At 68.9% G+C, this 19,382-nt stretch carries 19 protein-coding genes; 9 read left to right on the top strand and 10 right to left on the bottom strand.

Annotated elements, in window-relative coordinates:
- Window positions 1-128: 128 nt before the first annotated feature.
- Window positions 129-656 (bottom strand): YbhB/YbcL family Raf kinase inhibitor-like protein, encoded by a 528-nt coding sequence (locus ACIRG5_RS17705; RefSeq protein WP_402905777.1) that lies wholly within the window; start codon window positions 654-656, stop codon window positions 129-131.
- 179 nt (window positions 657-835) lie between these two features.
- Between ACIRG5_RS17705 and ACIRG5_RS17700 the strand changes: the two genes are divergently transcribed.
- From ACIRG5_RS17700 to ACIRG5_RS17685, 4 genes are all read left to right on the top strand, one after another.
- Window positions 836-1,516 (top strand): polysaccharide deacetylase family protein, encoded by a 681-nt coding sequence (locus ACIRG5_RS17700; protein WP_402905775.1) that lies wholly within the window; start codon window positions 836-838, stop codon window positions 1,514-1,516.
- A gap of 65 nt (window positions 1,517-1,581) precedes the next feature.
- A complete protein-coding gene (locus tag ACIRG5_RS17695; RefSeq protein ID WP_402905773.1) occupies window positions 1,582-2,034 on the top strand; it encodes a hypothetical protein in 453 nt (150 codons plus the stop codon).
- A gap of 12 nt (window positions 2,035-2,046) precedes the next feature.
- Complete coding sequence (locus tag ACIRG5_RS17690) at window positions 2,047-2,517, top strand: hypothetical protein (protein ID WP_402905771.1); 471 nt, start codon at window positions 2,047-2,049, stop codon at window positions 2,515-2,517.
- A 62-nt stretch (window positions 2,518-2,579) separates the two neighbouring features.
- Window positions 2,580-3,056, top strand: coding sequence for a hypothetical protein (locus ACIRG5_RS17685; protein ID WP_402905769.1), 477 nt, complete (start codon window positions 2,580-2,582; stop codon window positions 3,054-3,056).
- 64 nt (window positions 3,057-3,120) lie between these two features.
- Here ACIRG5_RS17685 and lon read toward each other — a convergent pair whose 3' ends face one another.
- Both lon and ACIRG5_RS17675 read right to left on the bottom strand, forming a co-directional pair.
- Window positions 3,121-5,472 carry an endopeptidase La gene (lon, locus tag ACIRG5_RS17680; protein ID WP_402905767.1) on the bottom strand — a complete coding sequence of 784 codons (2,352 nt, stop codon included), beginning with the start codon at window positions 5,470-5,472 and terminating at the stop codon, window positions 3,121-3,123.
- 76 nt (window positions 5,473-5,548) lie between these two features.
- Window positions 5,549-6,259 carry a hypothetical protein gene (locus ACIRG5_RS17675; RefSeq protein WP_402905765.1) on the bottom strand — a complete coding sequence of 237 codons (711 nt, stop codon included), beginning with the start codon at window positions 6,257-6,259 and terminating at the stop codon, window positions 5,549-5,551.
- 85 nt (window positions 6,260-6,344) lie between these two features.
- On the opposite strand from ACIRG5_RS17675, the gene ACIRG5_RS17670 reads away from it, so the two are divergent.
- Complete coding sequence (locus ACIRG5_RS17670) at window positions 6,345-7,142, top strand: SAM-dependent methyltransferase (protein ID WP_402906200.1); 798 nt, start codon at window positions 6,345-6,347, stop codon at window positions 7,140-7,142.
- Here the strand turns inward: ACIRG5_RS17670 and ACIRG5_RS17665 are convergent.
- Window positions 7,115-8,143, bottom strand: coding sequence for a hypothetical protein (locus tag ACIRG5_RS17665; RefSeq protein WP_402905763.1), 1,029 nt, complete (start codon window positions 8,141-8,143; stop codon window positions 7,115-7,117). The genes ACIRG5_RS17670 and ACIRG5_RS17665 overlap by 28 nt on opposite strands.
- A gap of 133 nt (window positions 8,144-8,276) precedes the next feature.
- On the bottom strand, window positions 8,277-10,157 hold the full coding sequence (locus ACIRG5_RS17660; protein ID WP_402905761.1) for a patatin: 1,881 nt from the start codon (window positions 10,155-10,157) through the stop codon (window positions 8,277-8,279).
- 299 nt (window positions 10,158-10,456) lie between these two features.
- Between ACIRG5_RS17660 and ACIRG5_RS17655 the strand changes: the two genes are divergently transcribed.
- Complete coding sequence (locus tag ACIRG5_RS17655) at window positions 10,457-10,594, top strand: hypothetical protein (RefSeq protein WP_402905759.1); 138 nt, start codon at window positions 10,457-10,459, stop codon at window positions 10,592-10,594.
- 3 nt (window positions 10,595-10,597) lie between these two features.
- On the opposite strand, the gene ACIRG5_RS17650 is transcribed toward ACIRG5_RS17655, so the two are convergent.
- From ACIRG5_RS17650 to ACIRG5_RS17635, 4 genes are read right to left on the bottom strand one after another with little or no spacing between them, the layout of a single operon-like run.
- A complete protein-coding gene (locus ACIRG5_RS17650; RefSeq protein ID WP_402905757.1) occupies window positions 10,598-11,137 on the bottom strand; it encodes an AAA family ATPase in 540 nt (179 codons plus the stop codon).
- The gene (locus tag ACIRG5_RS17645; protein ID WP_402905755.1) at window positions 11,134-11,769 is read right to left on the bottom strand and encodes a CatB-related O-acetyltransferase; all 636 of its coding nucleotides are present in this window, start codon (window positions 11,767-11,769) and stop codon (window positions 11,134-11,136) included. The genes ACIRG5_RS17650 and ACIRG5_RS17645 overlap by 4 nt, the downstream gene beginning before the upstream one ends.
- Entirely contained in the window at window positions 11,766-13,640 is a 1,875-nt protein-coding gene (locus ACIRG5_RS17640; protein ID WP_402905753.1) for an ABC transporter ATP-binding protein, read from the bottom strand. Before ACIRG5_RS17640 ends, ACIRG5_RS17645 begins: the two co-directional genes overlap by 4 nt.
- Window positions 13,641-13,674: 34 nt before the next feature.
- Entirely contained in the window at window positions 13,675-14,571 is an 897-nt protein-coding gene (locus ACIRG5_RS17635; protein ID WP_402905751.1) for an alpha/beta hydrolase, read from the bottom strand.
- Window positions 14,572-14,640: 69 nt separating this feature from the next.
- Here ACIRG5_RS17635 and ACIRG5_RS17630 point away from each other — a divergent pair, with 69 nt between their 5' ends.
- The 3 genes from ACIRG5_RS17630 to ACIRG5_RS17620 are packed head-to-tail and all read left to right on the top strand — an operon-like array spanning window position 14,641 to window position 17,204.
- Window positions 14,641-15,663 (top strand): M48 family metallopeptidase, encoded by a 1,023-nt coding sequence (locus tag ACIRG5_RS17630; RefSeq protein ID WP_402905750.1) that lies wholly within the window; start codon window positions 14,641-14,643, stop codon window positions 15,661-15,663.
- 15 nt (window positions 15,664-15,678) lie between these two features.
- Complete coding sequence (locus tag ACIRG5_RS17625; protein WP_402905748.1) at window positions 15,679-16,455, top strand: S1 family peptidase; 777 nt, start codon at window positions 15,679-15,681, stop codon at window positions 16,453-16,455.
- A gap of 23 nt (window positions 16,456-16,478) precedes the next feature.
- Entirely contained in the window at window positions 16,479-17,204 is a 726-nt protein-coding gene (locus tag ACIRG5_RS17620; protein ID WP_402905746.1) for a S1 family serine peptidase, read from the top strand.
- Here ACIRG5_RS17620 and ACIRG5_RS17615 read toward each other — a convergent pair.
- Window positions 17,176-19,371: a tetratricopeptide repeat protein gene (locus tag ACIRG5_RS17615; protein ID WP_402905744.1), complete on the bottom strand. Its 2,196-nt coding sequence runs from the start codon at window positions 19,369-19,371 to the stop codon at window positions 17,176-17,178. The two genes, ACIRG5_RS17620 and ACIRG5_RS17615, sit on opposite strands and share 29 nt — an antisense overlap.
- Window positions 19,372-19,382: the final 11 nt, after the last annotated feature.

Raw genomic sequence — 19,382 nt, 5'->3', positions numbered from 1 at the left:
CGGCTCCGTTGGCGCTTTTGACCCACCTTTTTGGGGGGGGGGGGGGGGGGGGGGGGGGGGTGTGGGGGGGGGGGGGGGGGGGGGGGCGCGGCGCCCCCCCCCCCCCCCCCCCCCCCCGGGACCTGTGGTCAGTGCTGGTAGGTCGGAGTGATGATCGCCCTTGCCAGGGTGTGGAAGGCGAGGTTGAAGCTGACCACCGCCGGGGAGGCGTCCTGGTCCACGTCCAGCTTGTCCACGTCCACGGCGTGCACCACGAAGTAGTAGCGGTGCGGGTGGTCGCCCTTGGGTGGGGCGGCGCCGCCGAAGGCTCGGGTGCTGTAGTCGGAGCGGACGTGGAAGGCATCACCCGGAAGTGTGGCGTCCGAGGTGCCTGCGCCGGTGTCCAATTGAGTGGTGGTGGCTGGGAGGTTCACGGCGACCCAGTGCCAGAAGCCCGAGGGGGTCGGGGCGTCCGGGTCGTAGCAGGTGACCACGAAGCTTCGGGTCTCCTCCGGGAAGCCCGACCAGGAGAGTTGAGGTGAGGTGTTGCCGCCCTCGAAGACCTGGGCGTCGTCGAGCTGTTCGCCGTCGCGCACGTCCGTCGAGGTGACGGTGAAGGTGCCGACCTGCGGGAGCAGCTGGTAGGGGTCGGGAGCGACTGGGCGCTCGAGGCTCATGGGAGTCCTCCTTTTGTGATCACTTCGACCCTATCCCCGTGCAACCATGGGGGCCTGCGCGGCGTCTTTCGCGTGGAGGGGGATTTTTGATGTCGAGGTTGCGGCTTTTTGCTGCGTTTTTACTGGTTGCCGGACTTGTGGCGTGTGCGGACGCGCCCGAATCCGGGTCCAGTGGGCCGGTGCTGACCACGTCCATGCCGCCGGTGACCACCACTACGCCGGAGCGGCCCAAGCGGATGTTCGAGCCGCCCTATCCGTATGGCACGGTGCAGGCGAAGGCGCCCGCGATCGCTGACGGGATGGTGCCCGTCGTCACGCGCGTTCAAACGGACAAGCCGTACGTGTTCATCACGATCGACGACGGGGCCGTGCAGCATCCGAAGGCTCGTGAGCTGATGATCGAGGCCGGGGTGTGGCCGTCGGTCTTCCTGAACACGAAGTACGCCGAGGGGCACAAGGACTACTTCAAACAGTTGCCCGTCACGGTGCACAGCCACACGACGAACCACCCGAACCTGCAGGGCAAGGGGTTCGAGTTCCAGAAGAACGAGATCTGCGGCAACGCGGACTTTCTCGCTGGGGATTACGGGAAGCGGCCCACGTTGTTCCGGCCGCCGTTCGGGAACTACGACGCGACCACTCGTCACGCGGCGGCCAGTTGCGGGTTCAAGGCGCTGGTCAACTGGACGGCGGCGGTCAACGACGGGCGCGTGCAGTTCCAGCAGGGGGACAAGCTCAACCGCGGCGACATCGTGCTCATGCACTTCCGGACGACGTTCGTCGAGGACTTCACGGCGTTCCTGAACCGGGCCAAGCAGGACGGGCTGACGCCGGTACCGCTGGAGGACTTTCTGGGGTAGCGGGCAACCAGGAGGCCCGGTCGCGCGTGACCTGCGCGGGGGCTTTCTGGTGAAGAGGGGGAGAGATGAAGCGGATCGCAGCAGCAGCGCTCGTCGCCGTGGGGATGGCGGTCGGTGTCGTGCCGGCCGCGTCGGCGGCTGAGGGGAACGAGCTGACGGCCGTCCGGACCGGGCTGCACGCCAGGTTCGACCGGGTCGTGTTCGACTTCAACGGGCCACGACCGAGCGTGACGGAGTACCGGGCGACCTCGCTGGAGCACTGCGCGTCCGGCAAGCCGATCACGGCCAAGGGTGACGAGTTCCTGGTCGTGAGCATGCAGCCCGCCAATGCGCACAACTACCCCGGGCCGCGTGCGTTCGACACGCCTGGGCTGGCGAAGGTCAAGAGCGTCACGAACACGTGCGACTTCGAGGGTCACCTGGACTTCGCGATCGGGTACGCGCCGAAGGGGCTGTCGTACAAGATCACGTTCCTGGACAACCCGACCCGTGTCGTGGTCGACATCAACAACAGCTGACTGGGGAGACGAGTGAAGAAGCGTCTTGGCGCGGTGCTGCTCGCGGTGGCCGCGGTGTTCACGTTCGTACCGGTGGCGTCGGCGCAGGGGCATGCCGAGCTCACGAACATCCGTACCGGCAAGCACGACGGGTACGAGCGGGTCGTGCTCGACCTGAACGGGCTGCCGAGCAACTCGATGTCCCGGGAGGCGACCGAGGCCTCGAACTGCGCCTCCGGCAACCCGGTTCCGATGGCGGGCAACGAGATCCTGGAGACGATGTTCTTCGGTGCCGCGTCGTACGACGAGAACTTCGACCCGACGTACACCGGTCCGCGCAACTTCGTGCCGCAGGGGCTCACCAACATCAAGGGCATCGCCTTCACGTGCGACTTCGAGGCGACGATGGGCATCGCGGTCAGCTACGACAACACGAACTCGTGGCACAAGGTCTTCACGCTGACCAACCCCGACCGGGTCGTCATCGACATCTACTCGTACTGACGCAACTGTGGTCTGGGGCACACGTCTTCAGGGTGTGGGAAGAGCCCTGAGAGGGGGCCGAGATGAACAGACGTCTTGTCGCGGTGCTCGTGGCGGTGCTGGCGGTGTTCACGTTCGTGCCGATGGCGTCGGCGCAGAGCACGGCCACGCTGTCGGACATCAGGACCGGGCAGCACAACGGCTTCAGCCGGGTGGTGCTGGACCTGTCCGGGGCGCCGGCGGAGTATCGGGTCAGTGAGGTCACCGGCGTGTCGCACTGCGCGTCCGGAAACCCGATCACCGTTGCCGGGCCTGGGATCCAGGAGATCCTGGCGGTCACGTTGATCGGCGCGGCCGCGCACGACGACAACGGGAACCTGACGTACACCGGGTCGCGGAACTTCGCGACGCCCGGCCTGAGCAACATCCGCGGGGTCGCGCTCACGTGCGACTTCGAGGCCACGCTGGGAGTTGCCGTCGGTTATGCCAACACCGCGTCGTGGCACCGGGTGTTCACGATGACGAGCCCGAACCGGCTCGTCATCGACGTCGGCCTGTAGACACGAAAAAGCCTCGTGGGGGCAGTAGTCGCCGCTACTGCCCCCACGAGGGGTCCTATTTCCGTTACGCCGCAACGGTCGTGGCGACGGTCTCCTTCGAGAGCGCGTGCTCCAGCACCTGCGCCACGTCCGAGACGAAGTGCACGGTCAGCTGCTCACGCACCGACTCCGGCACGTCCTCCAGGTCCGGCTCGTTGCGCTGCGGCAGCAGCACGGTCGTGATGCCCGCGCGGTGAGCGGCCAGCAGCTTCTGCTTCACGCCACCGATCGGCAGCACCCGGCCGGTCAACGAGATCTCGCCCGTCATCGCCACGTCCGAGCGCACCGGGCGGCCGGACAGCAGTGACGCCAGCGCCGTCGTCATCGTGACGCCCGCGGACGGACCGTCCTTCGGCACCGCGCCCGCCGGGACGTGGATGTGCACTCCCCGGTCGGCCAGCGCCGCGGCCCCTTCGTCGTGCGAACGCAGGTACGACAACGCGATCTGCGCGGACTCCTTCATCACGTCGCCCAGCTGACCGGTCAGCGTGACGCCGGACGCGCCGGTGTCCTTCGGGGCCAGCGAGGCCTCGATGAACAGCACGTCGCCACCGACACCCGTGACGGCCAGACCCGTTGCCACGCCTGGGACGGAGGTGCGCTCCGCCGATTCCGGCGTGTTCTTCGGGCTGCCGATGTAGGACTTCAGCGACGGCTGGTCGACCGTGATCGGGAACTCGGTCTCGCCCAGTGCCACCTTGGCGGTCGCCTTGCGCAGGATGCGCGCGAGGGCCCGTTCCAGTTGCCGCACACCGGCTTCCCGCGTGTACTCGCTCGCGAGCTGGTGCAGCGCGGGCTTGTCGAACGTGACGTCCTCAGGTGTGAGGCCGGCGCGTTCGATCTGGCGCGGCAGCAGGTGGCCGCTGGCGATCGTGACCTTCTCGTCCTCGGTGTAGCCGTCGAGCTGCACGAGTTCCATGCGGTCGAGCAGTGGCGCCGGGATCGTGTCCAGCACGTTCGCGGTCGCGAGGAACACGACGTCCGAGAGGTCGAGCTCGACCTCCAGGTAGTGGTCGCGGAACGTGTGGTTCTGCGCCGGGTCCAGGACCTCGAGCAACGCCGCCGTCGGGTCGCCGCGGTAGTCGGAGCCGACCTTGTCGATCTCGTCGAGCAGCACGACCGGGTTCATCGAACCGGCCTCGCTGATCGCGCGGACGATCCGGCCCGGCAACGCGCCGACGTACGTGCGGCGGTGACCGCGGATCTCGGCCTCGTCCCGGACGCCACCGAGCGCCACGCGAACGAACTTGCGGCCCATCGCCCGAGCCACGGACTCACCGAGCGACGTCTTGCCGACGCCGGGAGGACCCGTCAGCGCGAGCACGGCGCCCGAACGACGTCCGCCCACGACACCCATGCCGCGCTCGGCACGACGCTTGCGCACGGCCAGGTACTCGGTGATGCGCTGCTTCACGTCGTCCAGGCCGGCGTGGTCGGCGTCGAGGATCTCGCGCGCCGCCTTGATGTCGTAGGAGTCCTCGGTCCGCTCGTTCCACGGAATTTCGAGGACGGTGTCGAGCCACGTCCGGATCCAGCCCACCTCGGGCGACTGCTCGGAGGTGCGCTCCAGCTTGTCGACCTCGGCCAGCGCGGCCTTCGCGACCTTCTCCGGCAGGTCGGCGGCCTCGACGCGGGCGCGGTAGTCCTCCTGCTCGGTCGCGGGCTTGCCGTCGAGCTCGGCCAGTTCCTTGCGGATCGCGGCCATCTGCTGGCGCAGCAGGAACTCGCGCTGCTGCTTCTCGACGCCTTCCTTGACGTCCTTCGCGATCGTCTCGTTGACGTCGAGTTCGGTCAGGTGCGCCTGACCCCACTCCACCAGCTTCTCCAGCCGGGTGGTGACGTCGCTCGTCTCCAGCAGCCAGATCTTCTGCTGGTCGTCGAGATAGGAGGCGTAGCCCGCGAGGTCGGCCAGCGCCGACGGGTCGCTGATCTGCTGCACCGAGTCGACCATCTGCCACGCGCCGCGCGTCTGCAGGATGTTCGTCACGAGCGCGCGGTACTGCTTCGCGAGCTCGCGGGTCCGGTCGGTGATCGGGGAGTCGTCCGCGATCGTCGCGTTAACCCACAGCGCCGCACCCGGCCCCGTGGTGCCCGTGCCGATGCGCACGCGCTTGGTGCCGCGCACGACGGCAGCGCGTTCGCCACCGGGCAGGCGGCCCACCTGTTCGATCTCGGCCAGTGTGCCTACTGCTGCGTACTTCCCGTCCAGCCGTGGAACGAGGAGCACTTGATGATTTGCCGCGGTCGTGGCGGCGTCTACGGCCGCACGGGCCTCAGCGCTCGCGTCCGCACCGGAGATGCGGATCGGCACCACCATGCCGGGCAGCACCACGACGTCGTCCAGCGGCAGTACCGGCAGGGCCAGAGTCTCGCCCATCTCGTCACCCTCCAAAGTTGAGTCTGTATCGCTCAACCATCTGGAGTGGGGTGGTGTTCCCCTGGCGTGTTCGCTGTCAGCGAGCAGCTGCCCGGAGGCGTCTGACCAGCGCGATCTCACCTGTCACACGGGCGAGCGCGGTGCTCGTGGGGCACGCGGCGAGCACGCCCACGGGCTTGCGCCGCAGGTCGAGACGGTCGCCGCCGGGAAATTTCACCGAGCACCGGTTGGCCGCCGCGACGAACGGCAGGAGCATCTCGCCTGCCTCGACCGTACGCCCGCTCAGCACGACGGGGCGGGGCGTCCGGCGGGCGGGAGCGAGGGGAAGCGGGGTGTCGAACCGCAGCAGCTCCTCGACGGCGTCCCGTGCGAGCGCCGGTTCGTTCCTGAGCAGCTCGGCCTGGGCCGGATGATCGTGCAGCGCGTGCATCGCGTTGGTGAGGAACGCCTGCGTCGTGGCCAGGGATGTGGCGGCGAACGCCTCCACACCGTGCGCGAGCGTGAACGCCTCGGCCGCCGTGGCTGCAAGCGATTGCGCGAACGTGGCGTCGTCGGCGTCGAGCAACTCGATGGCGCACAGGGTGACCACGGGCCGGACGACCTTCATGGCGTGCGTGATCACCCGTTTGGGCAACGGGTCCGGGTCGCCCGCGTCCAGGCCGAGCACTGTCAGTACGTCGTCGTAACGGGTGATGCACCAGCCGCCGATATCGGCGTCGAAGTGCACCGGCGAGCGTTCCCTGAGATGGCGGAACCTCGCGTGGAGCTCAGCGGTGCTGGAGGGCATGTCCTCTCACACGTGACCGAGACCATCCCGGTTCGGATGTGTGGTGGTGGACACCCGTGCGGCGACGACGGAGGATGCGCACGTGATGGAAGAGCTGAAGTGGGTCCCGTCCACGGTCGACGTCACGCGCCCGAGCGTGGCGCGGATGTACGACTACTACCTGGGCGGCTCGCACAACTTCGAAGCCGACCGTGCCGCCGCCAAGCAGGTGGAGCAGATCTTCCCCGGTGTCGCCCAGAGCGCGCAGGCGAACCGCTCGTTCCTGCGCCGGGTCGTCCGCCACCTCATGACGCAGGGCGTCGACCAGTTCCTCGACCTGGGCTCCGGCATCCCGACCGTGGGCAACGTCCACGAGATCGCCCAGCACGACAACCCGGACGCGCGCGTCGTCTACGTCGACTTCGAGCCGGTCGCCGTCTCGCACAGCAACGCCCTGCTGGCCGACAACCCCAACGCGAACGCGATCCTGGCCGACCTGCGTGCCACGACCTCGGTCCTCGCCGGCGCCCGCGAGACGCTCGACTTCTCCCGCCCGGTCGGTGTGCTGGTGATCGCCGCGCTGCACTTCGTCCCGGACACCGACAGCCCGTACGAGGCCATCGCCGAGTACATGGCCGACCTGCCGGCCGGCTCGTACCTTGCCATCACTCACGCCACCTGGGACACGCTGTCCGAGGAGGAGCTCGCCGAGGCCCGTGAGGTCGCCAAGATCTACAGCAACTCGGACAACAAGCTCACCATGCGCACGCACGCCGAGGTGACGCGGTTCTTCGACGGCATGGAGATGCTGGAGCCGGGCGTCGTCGCGGTCAACGACTGGCGCCCGGACTCCTTCGACGAGGCCCACGTGGGCATCTACGGCGCTGTCGGCCGCAAGCCCTGAAGCAGCCTGTCCCTGATCTCGTTCGTCTCGCGGTCGTTGAGGGTGCGTTCCGGCGCCCTCATCGTCACGCGGATGAGCACGTTCTTCTGACCGCGCTGGGCTTCCAGCCTCTGCTGGACGTGCGGCGGTAGTTCTTCTGACGGCGTCTCGCTGAGGATCTCGATCTCCTCGACGACGTCCTCCGGCACGAGCGCGCGGATCCGGTCGCCCAAAGTCTCGGCGTCCTCTTCGCTGTTCGCGATGATCGAGATGTCCCTGATCGCGGCCGGGTGCCGGGAGATCGGCCGGTACTCGGTGAGGTCCAGCATCTGCGTGCTGATCCGCGGGTCGGTGTTGCGCAGCAGGCGGATGTCCGGGATTCCCTTGCGCAGCATCAGGATCCGGTCCAGGCCGAGGCCCATCGCGAGCCCGTGCGGGTGGTGTTTGACGACGTGCCGCGCGGCCCTGCCGCACTCGCCTACCTCGACCCACTCGCCGTCGTGCTCGACGTCGATCTGCTTGCCGTGCGTGGTGTACGGGTGCTGCGCGTCGATCGTGCGATAACGCTTGCCGGGCAACAGGGTCGTGACGACCGTGCGGATGAGGTCGTCGAGCGGTTCCTCGGCGTTGCTGATCCGCCAGACGTCCAGCTGGTGCGGCGTGCCGGTGTGCAGGCGGTCGACCGTGTCGCGGCGGTAGACCAGGCCGGGGCAGAGCAACGTCACGTCCGGCGTCGCGTTCTTGAGCGCCGGCGGGATCATCGCCGTGGTGTGGCTGCGCAGCATGCACGTCTCGCTGACGTACCTGGTGTAACGGGCGTCCCGGGTGATCGCGTCTTCGGGGTAGCCGAGGTGTTCGTAGTTGTGCTCCACCGGGACGAGCGGGTGGTGGCGGACTTCCCGCGGGTTGTCCAGCGCTTGCCTGAGGTCGGCGATGAGGAGTTGCATCGCGTGCGGGCCCTGCGCGGGATCGGTGAGATCGCGGACGTTCAGGGCGTGCACGAGTTCTTCGGTGCGGTACATGGGGTTTCCCGTTCTCCGGTCTGGGTTCCTGACTGCGGAGTCCCCCGACCGACGGGAAGGTCTTTCAGGCGCGCGCCACCCACGCAGGTCGGGGGCGGCTAAATCGACGCGTCATGGGTTCAGACTAGCGTGCCTACTCGGGTGGCGTCAGCCGCAAATCCGGATCCACCGGCGGCACCCCGTCGAACGGCCCGTCGTCCTTGAGCCGCCCGACGTGGTCCAGCGCGACGTTGATCTCGTCCCGGAACGGATCGCCGTCGGCAGGGGGAGTGCGGAACCAGGCGTGCAGTTCGGCCGGGATCTCGAACCGCTCCAGCAACTCCTCGTACAGCGCGTCGCGGTCGGCTGCCTGCTCGCCGAGCTCCTGGTACTCGCGCAACGCCATGCGCAGCCGGATCCAGCGGTAGCGGTCGGTGTTGCGCTGCTGCTGGAACCGGTCGCGCAGCATGTCGCCGGCCTGCTGCCCGCGCAACGCCAGCCGCTTGATCGTGGCGGGCGGCATGAACAGGTTCGAGCCGCCCTCGTCGTCGGACTGCCGCACGTGCGCGATGCGGCCGCGGTAGCCGGGCAGCGCGGACTGCATGGTGTCGCGCCAGTCCAGGAACGTGTCCAGGATGGACACCAGGAACCGCGGCACGGAACCGATCGACGAGTAGGGGGTGCCGGTGGCCGACGCGTCCTGCTCCGGCAGCCACACGTCGGTCCTGTCGCCGTTCGGGTAGGGCTGGATGGTCAGGCCGAACGTGGGCCAGCGCGGCAGCAGCGCGTCGAAGAAGTGGATCGGGAAGTTGCTGGTGATGCCGCCGTCGGAGAACCAGTGCACGCGCCCGTCCCGGCACAGCGGCACGGCGGCGATCAGACCGGGGAACGACAGCGACATCCGCACGGCGAGCACGACCGGCAGCTGGTCGCGAGGAGGCAGTTCCCGCAGTGGCATGTACTTGTGCAGCGGGCACTTGACGTCGGTCTCGCGCCCGTTGAGCTGCTCGACCACCCGGCTCGGCAACACGTAGCCGAGGCACTCCTCGCAGTACTGCCACTCTTCCTTGAACGGCAACCGGTACGGCCGCCCCTCGGACAGGTCCGTCGTCATCAGCACGAGGTTGATGTCGCCGAGGTCGCCGAACGTCACCGCGTCGGACGTGCCCGCGAGGTCGTCCAGCCGGTCGGCGATCCAGTCGGCCAGCGGCGGCACGCCCGTCGACTTCGGCACCCCGGCCAGCCGATCGAGCCACGACGGCGTGTAGTCACCGGTGCCGGGCACAAGTCCGAAGTGGATGGACGTCGCGTTGGCCTTCAGGAACCGTTGCATCGCATACCCGTACGTGACGATCAACGCGCTGACGGCCGCGAGCGACAGCACCAGCCACACGAGCAGCACGATCGCCGCCGTCGCGTAGTGCCGCGAGAACGCCAGCCCCAGCACGAGCGGCACTGCGGCGAACACCCAGGCGGGCCAAGGCAAACTCGACCGCAACGGCCACAGCACCATGACCAGGCACGCCAGCGCCAGCACGACGACCAGCGCCGCGATCCACCCCGGATACGCGGAGGGGGCGAGCCACGCCGAGAACAGCACAGGCCCGCCCAGCCACAACAACGCCATCAGCGCCAGCACCGACTTGGCGCGCAACCCGACCGCACCCAGCAACGCGAAGAACAGGCACGAGATCGCGCTACGCCCAGTCGTCTCGCGCTTCTGCATGGACGCGATGACGATCCGGTACAGCGCACGGGTCTTCCCGGCGGGCTGGAACAGCTGAGCCATCCGCCATCGTTCCGCGCCCGACCCGGACGTGAACCAGTCGATCAGCCCGGCCAGCTTCTCGAACCCACCGGAGGCCCGGCCGCGTTCGGCCGCCGCCGTGAACCCCGCGGCGATCGCACCGGCGGACGCGCCACCGATCTGCTTGAACTCGTAGTGGCGGGCCAGCGAGGCGACCGCGAGGGGGTACACGACACCGCTGGTCGTGCCGCCCCGCATGGTCAGGTCGCAGTAGCGGTCGTACTCCATGTGCCCATGATCGCGCGATCAGCGCGGTCCGTCGGAAAAATCACTCGGACGCCACGATGAGCAGGTGTCGCGCGTACTGTCGAGTACGTTCGGACCGATTGCTTGGATGCCGGTGTGGCCGCGTACGACGTCGCTCGTCTCCTGCCTGCCAATCCGGAACTGCGTGCGCTGTGCCGGGCGCTGGCCGCGCTGGAGGTCGTGCTGGATCCCGGCAGCGAAGACCGCCACCACCTCTACGACACCGAGTGGGCACCCGGTGAGGAGCCAGCGTCCAAGCGGGACGGAGCGGCAACTACGAGATGCCGGTCGACCTCGGCGCGGTGCGGCACTTCTACGCGGGGCTGCCGCTGACCGCGGACGTCGTGACCGCACTCAACCCCGCCACCACCCTGGCCGCCGTCACCGACCAGGTCGTCGCCATCGGGTATCCGGTCTGACGTTCAGTCGGACGCCGACTCGATCGGGAGCCGTTCCGCCGCCAGCCACCACGAGATCACGTCCTGCGCCACCTCGGCCACGGGCTGGTCGGCGGAGACCACGAAGTCCTCGATCCACGACGCCGCGAAGAGCATCTCGAGCTCCTCGGCGCGGTTCAGGTGCCAGCGCAGGTCCGCCTCGTCGTGGTGCCGTCGCACGAGCCGTTGGTGGAGGACGGACAGGTCCGCCTTCAACCGGCAGACGTTGAGCTTCGCGCCGATCACTTCGGCGTACCGCTCGCGGTCGGCCCTGCTCTCCACCACGCCCGCGAGCACGACGCGGTGCACCCCGGCGGCGACGTAGTTGCGCACGACGGCTTCGAGGTTCCGCAGCTGAAGATCGAAGTGGAACGGGTCGTCCGCCGGCGCGGGCCAGCACGACGACAGCCAGTCCAGGTCGATCAGCGCGTGCGGGACCTTCGCCTCGGCAAGCCGGTCGCCGACCGCTTCGGCGACCGTCGTCTTGCCCACCCCGACCGGGCCGGTGATCAGCAGTGCCTTCACGGGGCGATCTCCGCGAGCTCTGCGGGCGTGCCCGCCATGATCACGCGGACGTGTTCGGTCACCTTCTCCACCGGCCAGTCCCACCACGCGACGCGTTCCAGCAGTTCGATCTCCGAGTCGCTGTACCGCTTCTTGATCAGCCCAGCCGGATTGCCGCCCACGATCCCGTACGCCGGCACGTCCGACACGACGACGGAACCGGCGGCGATGATCGCGCCGTCGCCGATCCGCACGCCGGGCATGATCAGGGCGTTGTAGCCGATCCAGACGTCGTTGCCCACCACCGTGTCGCCGCGGCTCGGTGCGCCGAGGGCGATGTCGAGCGTCTTCTCTCCCCAGACGCCGCCGAAGATCGTGAACGGGAACGTCGACACGCCCGCCATGCTGTGGTTGGCGCCGGACATGATGAACCGCACGCCTTCTGCGAGAGCGCAGTAGCGGCCGATGACGAGTTTCTCGGCGCCGAAGTTGTAGAGGACGTTGCGCTGCTCGAACTCCGTGGCGTGGTGCGGGTCGTCGTAGTAGGTGTACTCGCCGATCTCGATCTGCGGGTTCTTCACCAACGGCTTGAGCAGCACCGTGCGGGCGTAGTCCGGCAACGGGTACAGGTTGTCGGGCGAGGGGATGGTCACGGTGCTCCGATCGGCTCTTCGCTGAACTGAGTGCGGTACAGCTTGGCGTAGTGGCCTTCCAGGGCCAGCAACGCTTCATGCGTACCACGTTCGACGATCTGGCCGGCGTCGACGACGAGGATCTGGTCCGCGGCCCGGATGGTCGACAGCCGGTGTGCGATCACCAGCGACGTCCGGCCCGCGAGTGCCTCGACCAGCGCCTCCTGCACGGCGGCCTCCGAGCGCGAGTCCAGGTGCGCGGTCGCCTCGTCCAGGATCACCACGCGGGGCTTGGCCAGCAGCAGCCGGGCGATGGTCAGCCGTTGCCGTTCGCCGCCGGACAGGCGGTAGCCGCGTTCGCCGACCACGGTGTCCAGCTGGTCCGGCAACGACGCCACCAGGTCCGCGAGCCGTGCGCGGGTCAGCGCGTCCCAGATCTCCTCGTCGGTGGCCGACGGAGCCGCGAGGCGCAGGTTCGCCCCGATCGACTCGTGGAACAGGTGCCCGTCCTGCGTCACCATGCCGACGGTCTCGCGGATCGAGTCGAACGACAGGTCGCGAACGTCCACGCCGGACAGTCGAACGGTGCCGGAGTCCACGTCGTACAGACGGGGCAGCAGCGACGCGATCGTCGACTTGCCCGCACCCGACGCGCCGACCAGCGCGATCAGCGAACCGGGCTCGGCGACGAACGACACGCCGCCGAGGATCACCTCGCCGCCACGGGTGTCGAGCGACGCCACCTCCTCCAGCGAGGCGAGTGAGACCTTGTCCGCGGACGGGTAGGCGAACTTCACGTCCGAGAACTCGACGCGCACCGGACCATCGGGAACGACGACCGGCTCGGGCTTCTCCTTGATCAACGGCGGCAGGTCCAGCACCTCGAAGACCCGCTCGAACGACACCAGCGCCGTCATCACGTCCACCCGTGCGCCGGCCAACGCCGTCAACGGCGCGTACAGGCGAGTCAGCAGCAGCGCCAGCGTCACGATCGTGCCCGGCGCCATCTCCCCGGCGAACACGAAGTACCCGCCCAGCCCGTAGACCAGCGCCAACGCCAGCGAGGACACCAGTGTCAACGCCACGAGGAACAGCCACTGCGCCACGGCTGTCCGCACGCCGATGTCGCGCACGCGCCGTGCCCGCGATCCGAACTCGGCGCTCTCGATGGAAGGCCGGCCGAACAGCTTGATCAAGGTGGCACCGGGCGCGGAGAACCGCTCGGTCATCTGCGTCGTCATCGCCGAGTCGAGGTTCGCGGCCTCGCGGTGCATAGATGCCAAACGCTTGCCCATCCGCCGAGCCGGCAGCAGGAAGATCGGCAGCAGCACCATCGCGAGCACCGTGACCTGCCACGACAGCGTCAGCATCACGATCAGGGTCAGAACCAGGGCGATCACGTTCGTGACGACACCGGAGATCGTCTCGGAGAACGCCCGCTGCGCCGCGATCACGTCGTTGTTCAGCCGCGACACCAGCGCACCGGTGCGCGTGCGGGTGAAGAACGCGATCGGCATCCGTTGCACGTGGTCGAAGACGGCCTGCCGCAGCCGCAGGATCAGGTCCTCTCCGACGCGCGACGACTGCCACCGCTCGGCCAGCGAGAACCCGGCCTCCAGCACCGCCACCCCGGCGATCGCCAGCGCGAGCCACACGACCAGACCGAAGTCGCGGCCGCCGATGATGGTGTCGACGACGCGTCCGGCCAGCACCGGAGAGGCCACCGCGAGCACCGCCGCGACCGAGGAAGTGACCAGAAGTCCGTACACGGCACGCCGTTGCGGGTGGGCGAACCGGGCGACACGCTTCAACGTCGCCCGGCTCACGCGACGGCTTTTCTCGTCCTGCATCGCGCTTTCGAGCGCGTACCAGGCGTTGAAGTCGATGTTCATGACGACCAGTCTCGAACCTCGACCTACAACGAGGTCAAGCCGTTTTCAGGAACTCGTCGACCTCGGCGAGCGCCGCCGCACGCACTGGCTCAGGCGACAGGAACAGGTCGTGCATGCCGGCCTTGATCTCCACGACCTTGACCGATGATCCGATCTTCGGACCCCACTTGCGCATTCCCTCGACGTCGAGCACGGCGTCCGCCTTCGAGACGTCCTCGCTCCACTCGCGAGCGTTCAACATGCTCTTGTCGGAGTGCAGCACCAGCACCGGGACCCGCACGTCGAGTCCGTTGTGGACCTTCTCCTGCGCCAGCAGCACCGCCCGGATCCACCCGGCCAGCACGGGGAAGCCCGCGAGCGGCTTCCACTTCAGGTCGAAGTCCCACTCGCCGTTGCGCGAGTTGTGGATCGCGGCGCCGTACGCCTCGCCGAGGTTCGCGCGGATCTTCACCTTCGGCGCGATCCCGCCGATCAGCTTCACGACCTGCCGCATGAACGGCGGTTCGACGACGTCCAGCCACGGGCTGTTGAGCACCAACGCGTCGATCAGGTCACTGGAGCGTCGTTCGTGCGCCCACAACGAGGTGGTGAGGCCGCCGGTCGAGTGCCCCATCAGCACCACACGCGAATGCTCTTCACGAATGACGGCTATCGCGGCGTCGATCTCCTCGAAGTACACGGCCATGTCGGTCGTGTAGTTCGGCACCTCGCCATCACGCAGCGACCGGCCGTATCCGCGCAGGTCAACGGCGTAGAAGTCGTAGCCCTGGGCCGTGTAGTGCGCGGCCACGTGCTCCTGGAAGAAGTAGTCCGCGAAACCGTGCACGTAGAGGATCGCCCCACGGTCGTTGGCGACCGCACGGCGGCGGACCAGAGTCGCTGAGGCCCCGCCGCGCAACTGCAGAACTGTGGTGTCTTCGTCGCTGCTCACCGCGCAAGTTTGCAACGGTCCAGTCGTGATTCCGTGCACCCTTGTCCGGATCGTGTCTAACCTGGGGGAGTGACGGGGGATATTGAGCAATCATCGAGGGTGCGGTTCCCGGGCATCAGCCCACGCGCCTATGAGCATCCTGCCGACCGAGGCGCCCTCGCGGTGCTGAGGGCGGTGCCCGCCGTGGCACCGATCCTCAAGGCGGTCGCCGGAGCCTTCACCGAGCGGGGTGAGCGCCTGCTTCAGGTGGCGTCCTCCGTCCGGGTGGGCCCCAAGCAGTACCCGACGCTCGACCGCATCCGCAACGAGGTGGCGGCGACGTTCGACCTCGCCGAGGTGCCCGAGCTCTTCGTCGAGCGCAACGCGCAGGCGTACGGCTACACCTACGGCATCGACAAGCCGTTCATCGTGATCAGCACCGGCTCGGTCGACCTGCTCGACAACGAGTCGCTGCGCTTCCTGATCGGTCACGAGATGGGCCACGCGATGTCGGGCCACGCGCTCTACAACACGTTGCTGCGCAGGCTGGTCGACCTCACGACGTCGTTCGCGTGGGTGCCCGCGGGTGCGATCGCCATGCGGGCGGTCATCGCGGCGCTGCGCGAGTGGCAGCGCAAGACCGAACTGTCCTGCGACCGGGCGGGCCTGCTGGCCTGCCAGGACCCGCAGGCCGCGTTGCGCACGCACCTCGCGCTCGCGGGCGACCTCGGCGGCAACGTCGACATCGCGTCGTTCCTCGCCCAGGCGAAGGAGTACGAGGAGGTCGAGGACATTCGCGACAGCATCCTCAAACTCCTGCACACCGAGACCCGCACGCACCCGCTGGTCGTGGTGCGGGCCGCCGAACTGCAGCGCTGGTCGGCGAGCGAGGAGTACCGCGAGATCCTGACCGGCACGTACGCGCGCCGCGAGGACGACAGGCCGACGACGAACCTCGGCGACGACATCAAGAGCGCCGCCCGGTCCTACAAGGACTCCATGAGCAACTCCGCCGACCCGTTGATCAAGACGATCAACGACATCGGCGAGTCGGTCATGGGCGCGGCCGGCAGGGTCTGGAGCAAGGTTGCTCCGAACGGCCCAGCAGAGTAGCTACCATCTGGAGTCATGAGACGACTCCTGGTGCTGGTTCTCTCCGCATTGCTCGCCTCAACGGGCACCGCCGCCGCCAACGAGCAGGTCGTTGGCGGTGAGCGGGCCTCCATCGAGGCGAACCCGTGGGCCGTCTACCTCGTCGACGACCGAGGTGGCCAGTTCTGCGGTGGCACGATCGTCGCGCCCGCGAAGGTGCTCACCGCGGCCCACTGCGCGCTCGGCCGCTCGCCGAGCGAGCTGAAGGTCGTCGCGGGCCGCGAGGACAAGCAGGACCGCACGGCCGGGGTGACGGCGACCGTCACGAAGATCTGGATCCACAAGCAGTACGTCTCCGCCGACGAGGGTGAGGACGTGGCCGTCCTGACGCTGAAGGATGAGCTGCCGTACCTGCCGCTGCCGTTCGCCGAACTGTCCGATCGGGCGCTCTACCAGCCGGGAACGCAGCTGCGGGCGCTCGGCTGGGGGCGCACGGCGGAGAACGGCAAGACGTCCCGCTACCTCATGCAGGCCACCGTGCCGGTGCTGCCGGACGACTTCTGCGTCGACACCTATCCGCAGTTCGTGAAGGCGGACATGTTCTGCGCGGGCTACGAGGGCGGCAAGGTCGACACCTGCCAGGGCGACTCGGGCGGCCCGATCGTGGTGGACGGCAAGCTCGTCGGCGTCACGTCGTGGGGCGAGGGCTGCGCGCGCAGGAACAAGCCCGGCGTGTACGTCCGGATCTCCCGCTACGCCAAGGATCTTCACTCGGTCGTGGATGCTTCGCCGCCTGGGGTTGTCGACCCGTAGGCCGCTGGGCTCTGCTGGTCCACATGCGACTGCCGGCGGTTCTGCTCCTGCTCGTGATCATGGTGACCCCGGCTCACGCCGCCCCTCGGATCGTCGGCGGTGAGGTGGTGGACGACGCCGGTGAGGTGCCGTGGATGGTGGCCCTGACGACGTCGTCGGGCCACCAGTTCTGCGGCGGCGCGCTCCTCGGCCCCGGGCAGGTGGTCACGGCGGCGCACTGCGTCCACGGTCGCGCTCCCGGCTCGATCACCGTCGTCGGCGGGCGGCTCGACCTGCGCACCGACGGCGGTTCCACCTCGGTCGGCACGTCGTACGAACTCGTCGACGGCTACTCGACTCCCTCGCGTGGCAAGGACATCGCCCTGCTGGCGCTCGCCGAACCGATGCCGTACCGGACGCTGCCGGTCGCCGCCGCCGGTGTGTACATGAACGGCAGCGTCGGTGTCGTGTACGGCTGGGGACGGCAGGCGGAGAACGACACGGCCAAGAGTCCGTTGCTGCACAAGGCCTACGTCCCGATCATGTCGGACGAGCAGTGCGCCGCGACCTACGCGCGCTACGACGCCCAGGCCATGTTCTGCGCGGGATATCCCGACGGCGGCATCGACGCGTGCGTCGACGACTCCGGCGGCCCGTTCGTGGTCGACGGCCGGTTGGCGGGCATCGTGTCGTGGGGCATCGGCTGTGCTCGCCCGAACGCGCCCGGCGTCTACACGCGCGTCACGACGTACTTGAGCGGAGTTTCCTGACCACGTCGGCCCGGTGGCGCAGTCCCGCGCTCTCCGCTCGTTCGATCGCCTTGTCGTACAACGCATCGTCGTCAGTCAGCGCGGCTTTGCCCGCCAGGGCGCGCACCTCGATGATGCGGAACCCGGCGTCGGCCGCGCGGCGCAGCACCTCGTCGTACCCGGCGACCGAACGGTCGACCTCCGCGAGCACCAGGCAGGCGTCGACCTCGATGAACAGGTCGTCGTCGCCAGCCAGTTCGAGCGCGCGTTCAGCGTGGTCACGGGCTTCTTCACGGCGGCCGACGGCGATGAGCAGCTCCGCGTACTCGACCCGCGCGGACATCTCGATCGGCCGCAGCCCGTGACGGCGTGACAGTTCGAGGGACTCGCTGAACGCGGCCTCCGCGTCCGCGTGCCGTTGCCGGGCCGCGAGCACCACGCCGAGGTTGTTGAGGCCGTTCGCGAGGTGCTGCCAGTCGTCGATCTCGCCGGCCAGCGCGACCGACCTGCGCAGCGCGTCCTCGGCGGAGGAGAGCCTGCCGAGCTCCAGGTCGACCAGCCCGAGGTTGCCGAGACCGCCGATCAGCTGCGACCGCATGCCGTTGGGCCCGTAGAGCTCGATCGCCGACGCGAGGTGCTCGCGGGCGCGGGCGAGGTCGCCGAGGTCGTGGTGGATCCCGGCGAGGATGTTGAGCGCGGTGGCCTCCGGGGCCTGCGAGCCGGCGGCGCGGTACTCGGCGATGGCCCGCTCGCTGTGCTCGATCGCCGTCCGGTGCTCGCCGGACCGCCAGTCGAGGTAGGCGAGGCAGACCCGCATCGCCGCCGCGCGCTGGCCGGTCTCGCCGCCGTCCAACGCGGCGCGCGCGATCGTGCGCAGGTCGGCGTACTGGCCGGTGAGCAGCAGGTACGGCCTCGTGGCCACCACCAGCGCCGCGTCGGGGTGGTCCTCGGCGAGCGCGACGAGGTTCGGCCGTTCCGCCTCGAACCAGGCCATCGCCGCCTCGCGGTCCGCGAACGCGACGGAGTCCTGAGTGGACGGGAGCAACCGGGTGAAACCGACCTGCAGCTGGGCTTCGGCCCCGTCGGCCCGCCTGAGATACCAGTCGAACACCGTCTGCCGGTCCCGCTCGGTCGACCGTTCGTGCGCGTAGAGGCGCAGCAGGTCGTGCAGCTGGTAGCGGTTGTTGTTCTGCTGCACCAGGTTCGCCGCGACCAGCTCGTCGGTCGCGGCTCCGGCCAGGTCGCGCGGAATGTCCGGGCCGGGCACCGCGCCGAGGAAGTCGAACGTCCTGCGCGCCCGCGGTGAGAGCTTCCGGTACGAGAGGTCGAACGTCGCCTGCACGGCCGTGTCGTCGTCCTCGATCTCCAACGCTTCAAGGCGGTGCTCGCGCAGTTCCTCGACGTAGTCCGGCAGGTGCCGCCCTGCGAGGTTCGCCCCGGCGATCCGCAACGCCAGCGGCAACCGCGCGCACAGCCCGATCAGCTCGCTCGTGTCCCCTTCGACCCGCATGCCCTTGAGCAGCTCCCGTGCCTCCTGCTCGGCCAGCACGGACAGGGTGACCTGCGCGAACTGCGGCAGGTCCTGGCGGCTCGTGATCAGCGCGGCGCAGCCGGGGGCGGCCGGCAGGAGGGGCTCGATCACCTCGGCGGTCGCGTTGTCGAGCACCACCAGCACCCGCCGGTTCCGCAGCAGCTCGTGGTAGTCGTCGTTCGGCCCGCCGCCCAGCGCCTTCACGAACCGCTCCAGCGCCTGCCCGACCGTCATCGCCGGCCCGGTCGAGAAGCCGCGCAGGTTGACGTAGAGCTGCCCGTCCGGGAACTCGGGCCGCAGCCGGTGCGCCTCCCTGATCGCGAGCACGGTCTTGCCGACGCCGGGCAGCCCGGTGATCGCCCGCACCGGCTCGTCGATCAGCTCCAGCCGCGCGATCTCGTCCCTTCTGCCGACGAAGTCCGGCAGGTCGGCGGGCAGCTGACACGGCGCGGGCGGGCGCGGCACCAGCCGGTACCCGGTCGGTTCGGTGATCACCTGCTCGGTGCCGCGCAACCGGCTGACCAGCGTCCGCAACGCCGCGCGCGGATGCATCGGCGGCTCGTCCGGCCACACCTGCGCGGCCAGCACGTCGAACGGCACGGGCTCGCCTGGCCGTGCGGCCAGCGCGTCACGCAGCGATTGGAGTCGATCCACCACGAACTCGATCG

The sequence above is a fragment of the Lentzea sp. NPDC102401 genome, assembly GCF_044765805.1.
Lineage (GTDB): Bacteria > Actinomycetota > Actinomycetes > Mycobacteriales > Pseudonocardiaceae > Lentzea > Lentzea sokolovensis.
Note: the sequence above shows the minus strand (reverse complement) of the source record. Positions and strands in the feature narration are given on the sequence as shown.

Coding starts and splice junctions, on each gene's coding strand:
- ACIRG5_RS17655 (WP_402905759.1), top strand. CDS start 10,457: ATGCCGGTCGACCTCGGCGCGGTGCGGCACTTCTACGCGGGGCTGCCG.
- ACIRG5_RS17640 (WP_402905753.1), bottom strand. CDS start 13,640: ATGAACATCGACTTCAACGCCTGGTACGCGCTCGAAAGCGCGATGCAG.
- ACIRG5_RS17665 (WP_402905763.1), bottom strand. CDS start 8,143: ATGTACCGCACCGAAGAACTCGTGCACGCCCTGAACGTCCGCGATCTC.
- ACIRG5_RS17670 (WP_402906200.1), top strand. CDS start 6,345: ATGGAAGAGCTGAAGTGGGTCCCGTCCACGGTCGACGTCACGCGCCCG.
- ACIRG5_RS17620 (WP_402905746.1), top strand. CDS start 16,479: ATGCGACTGCCGGCGGTTCTGCTCCTGCTCGTGATCATGGTGACCCCG.
- ACIRG5_RS17685 (WP_402905769.1), top strand. CDS start 2,580: ATGAACAGACGTCTTGTCGCGGTGCTCGTGGCGGTGCTGGCGGTGTTC.
- ACIRG5_RS17695 (WP_402905773.1), top strand. CDS start 1,582: ATGAAGCGGATCGCAGCAGCAGCGCTCGTCGCCGTGGGGATGGCGGTC.
- ACIRG5_RS17705 (WP_402905777.1), bottom strand. CDS start 656: ATGAGCCTCGAGCGCCCAGTCGCTCCCGACCCCTACCAGCTGCTCCCG.
- ACIRG5_RS17660 (WP_402905761.1), bottom strand. CDS start 10,157: ATGGAGTACGACCGCTACTGCGACCTGACCATGCGGGGCGGCACGACC.
- lon (WP_402905767.1), bottom strand. CDS start 5,472: ATGGGCGAGACTCTGGCCCTGCCGGTACTGCCGCTGGACGACGTCGTG.
- ACIRG5_RS17625 (WP_402905748.1), top strand. CDS start 15,679: ATGAGACGACTCCTGGTGCTGGTTCTCTCCGCATTGCTCGCCTCAACG.
- ACIRG5_RS17675 (WP_402905765.1), bottom strand. CDS start 6,259: ATGCCCTCCAGCACCGCTGAGCTCCACGCGAGGTTCCGCCATCTCAGG.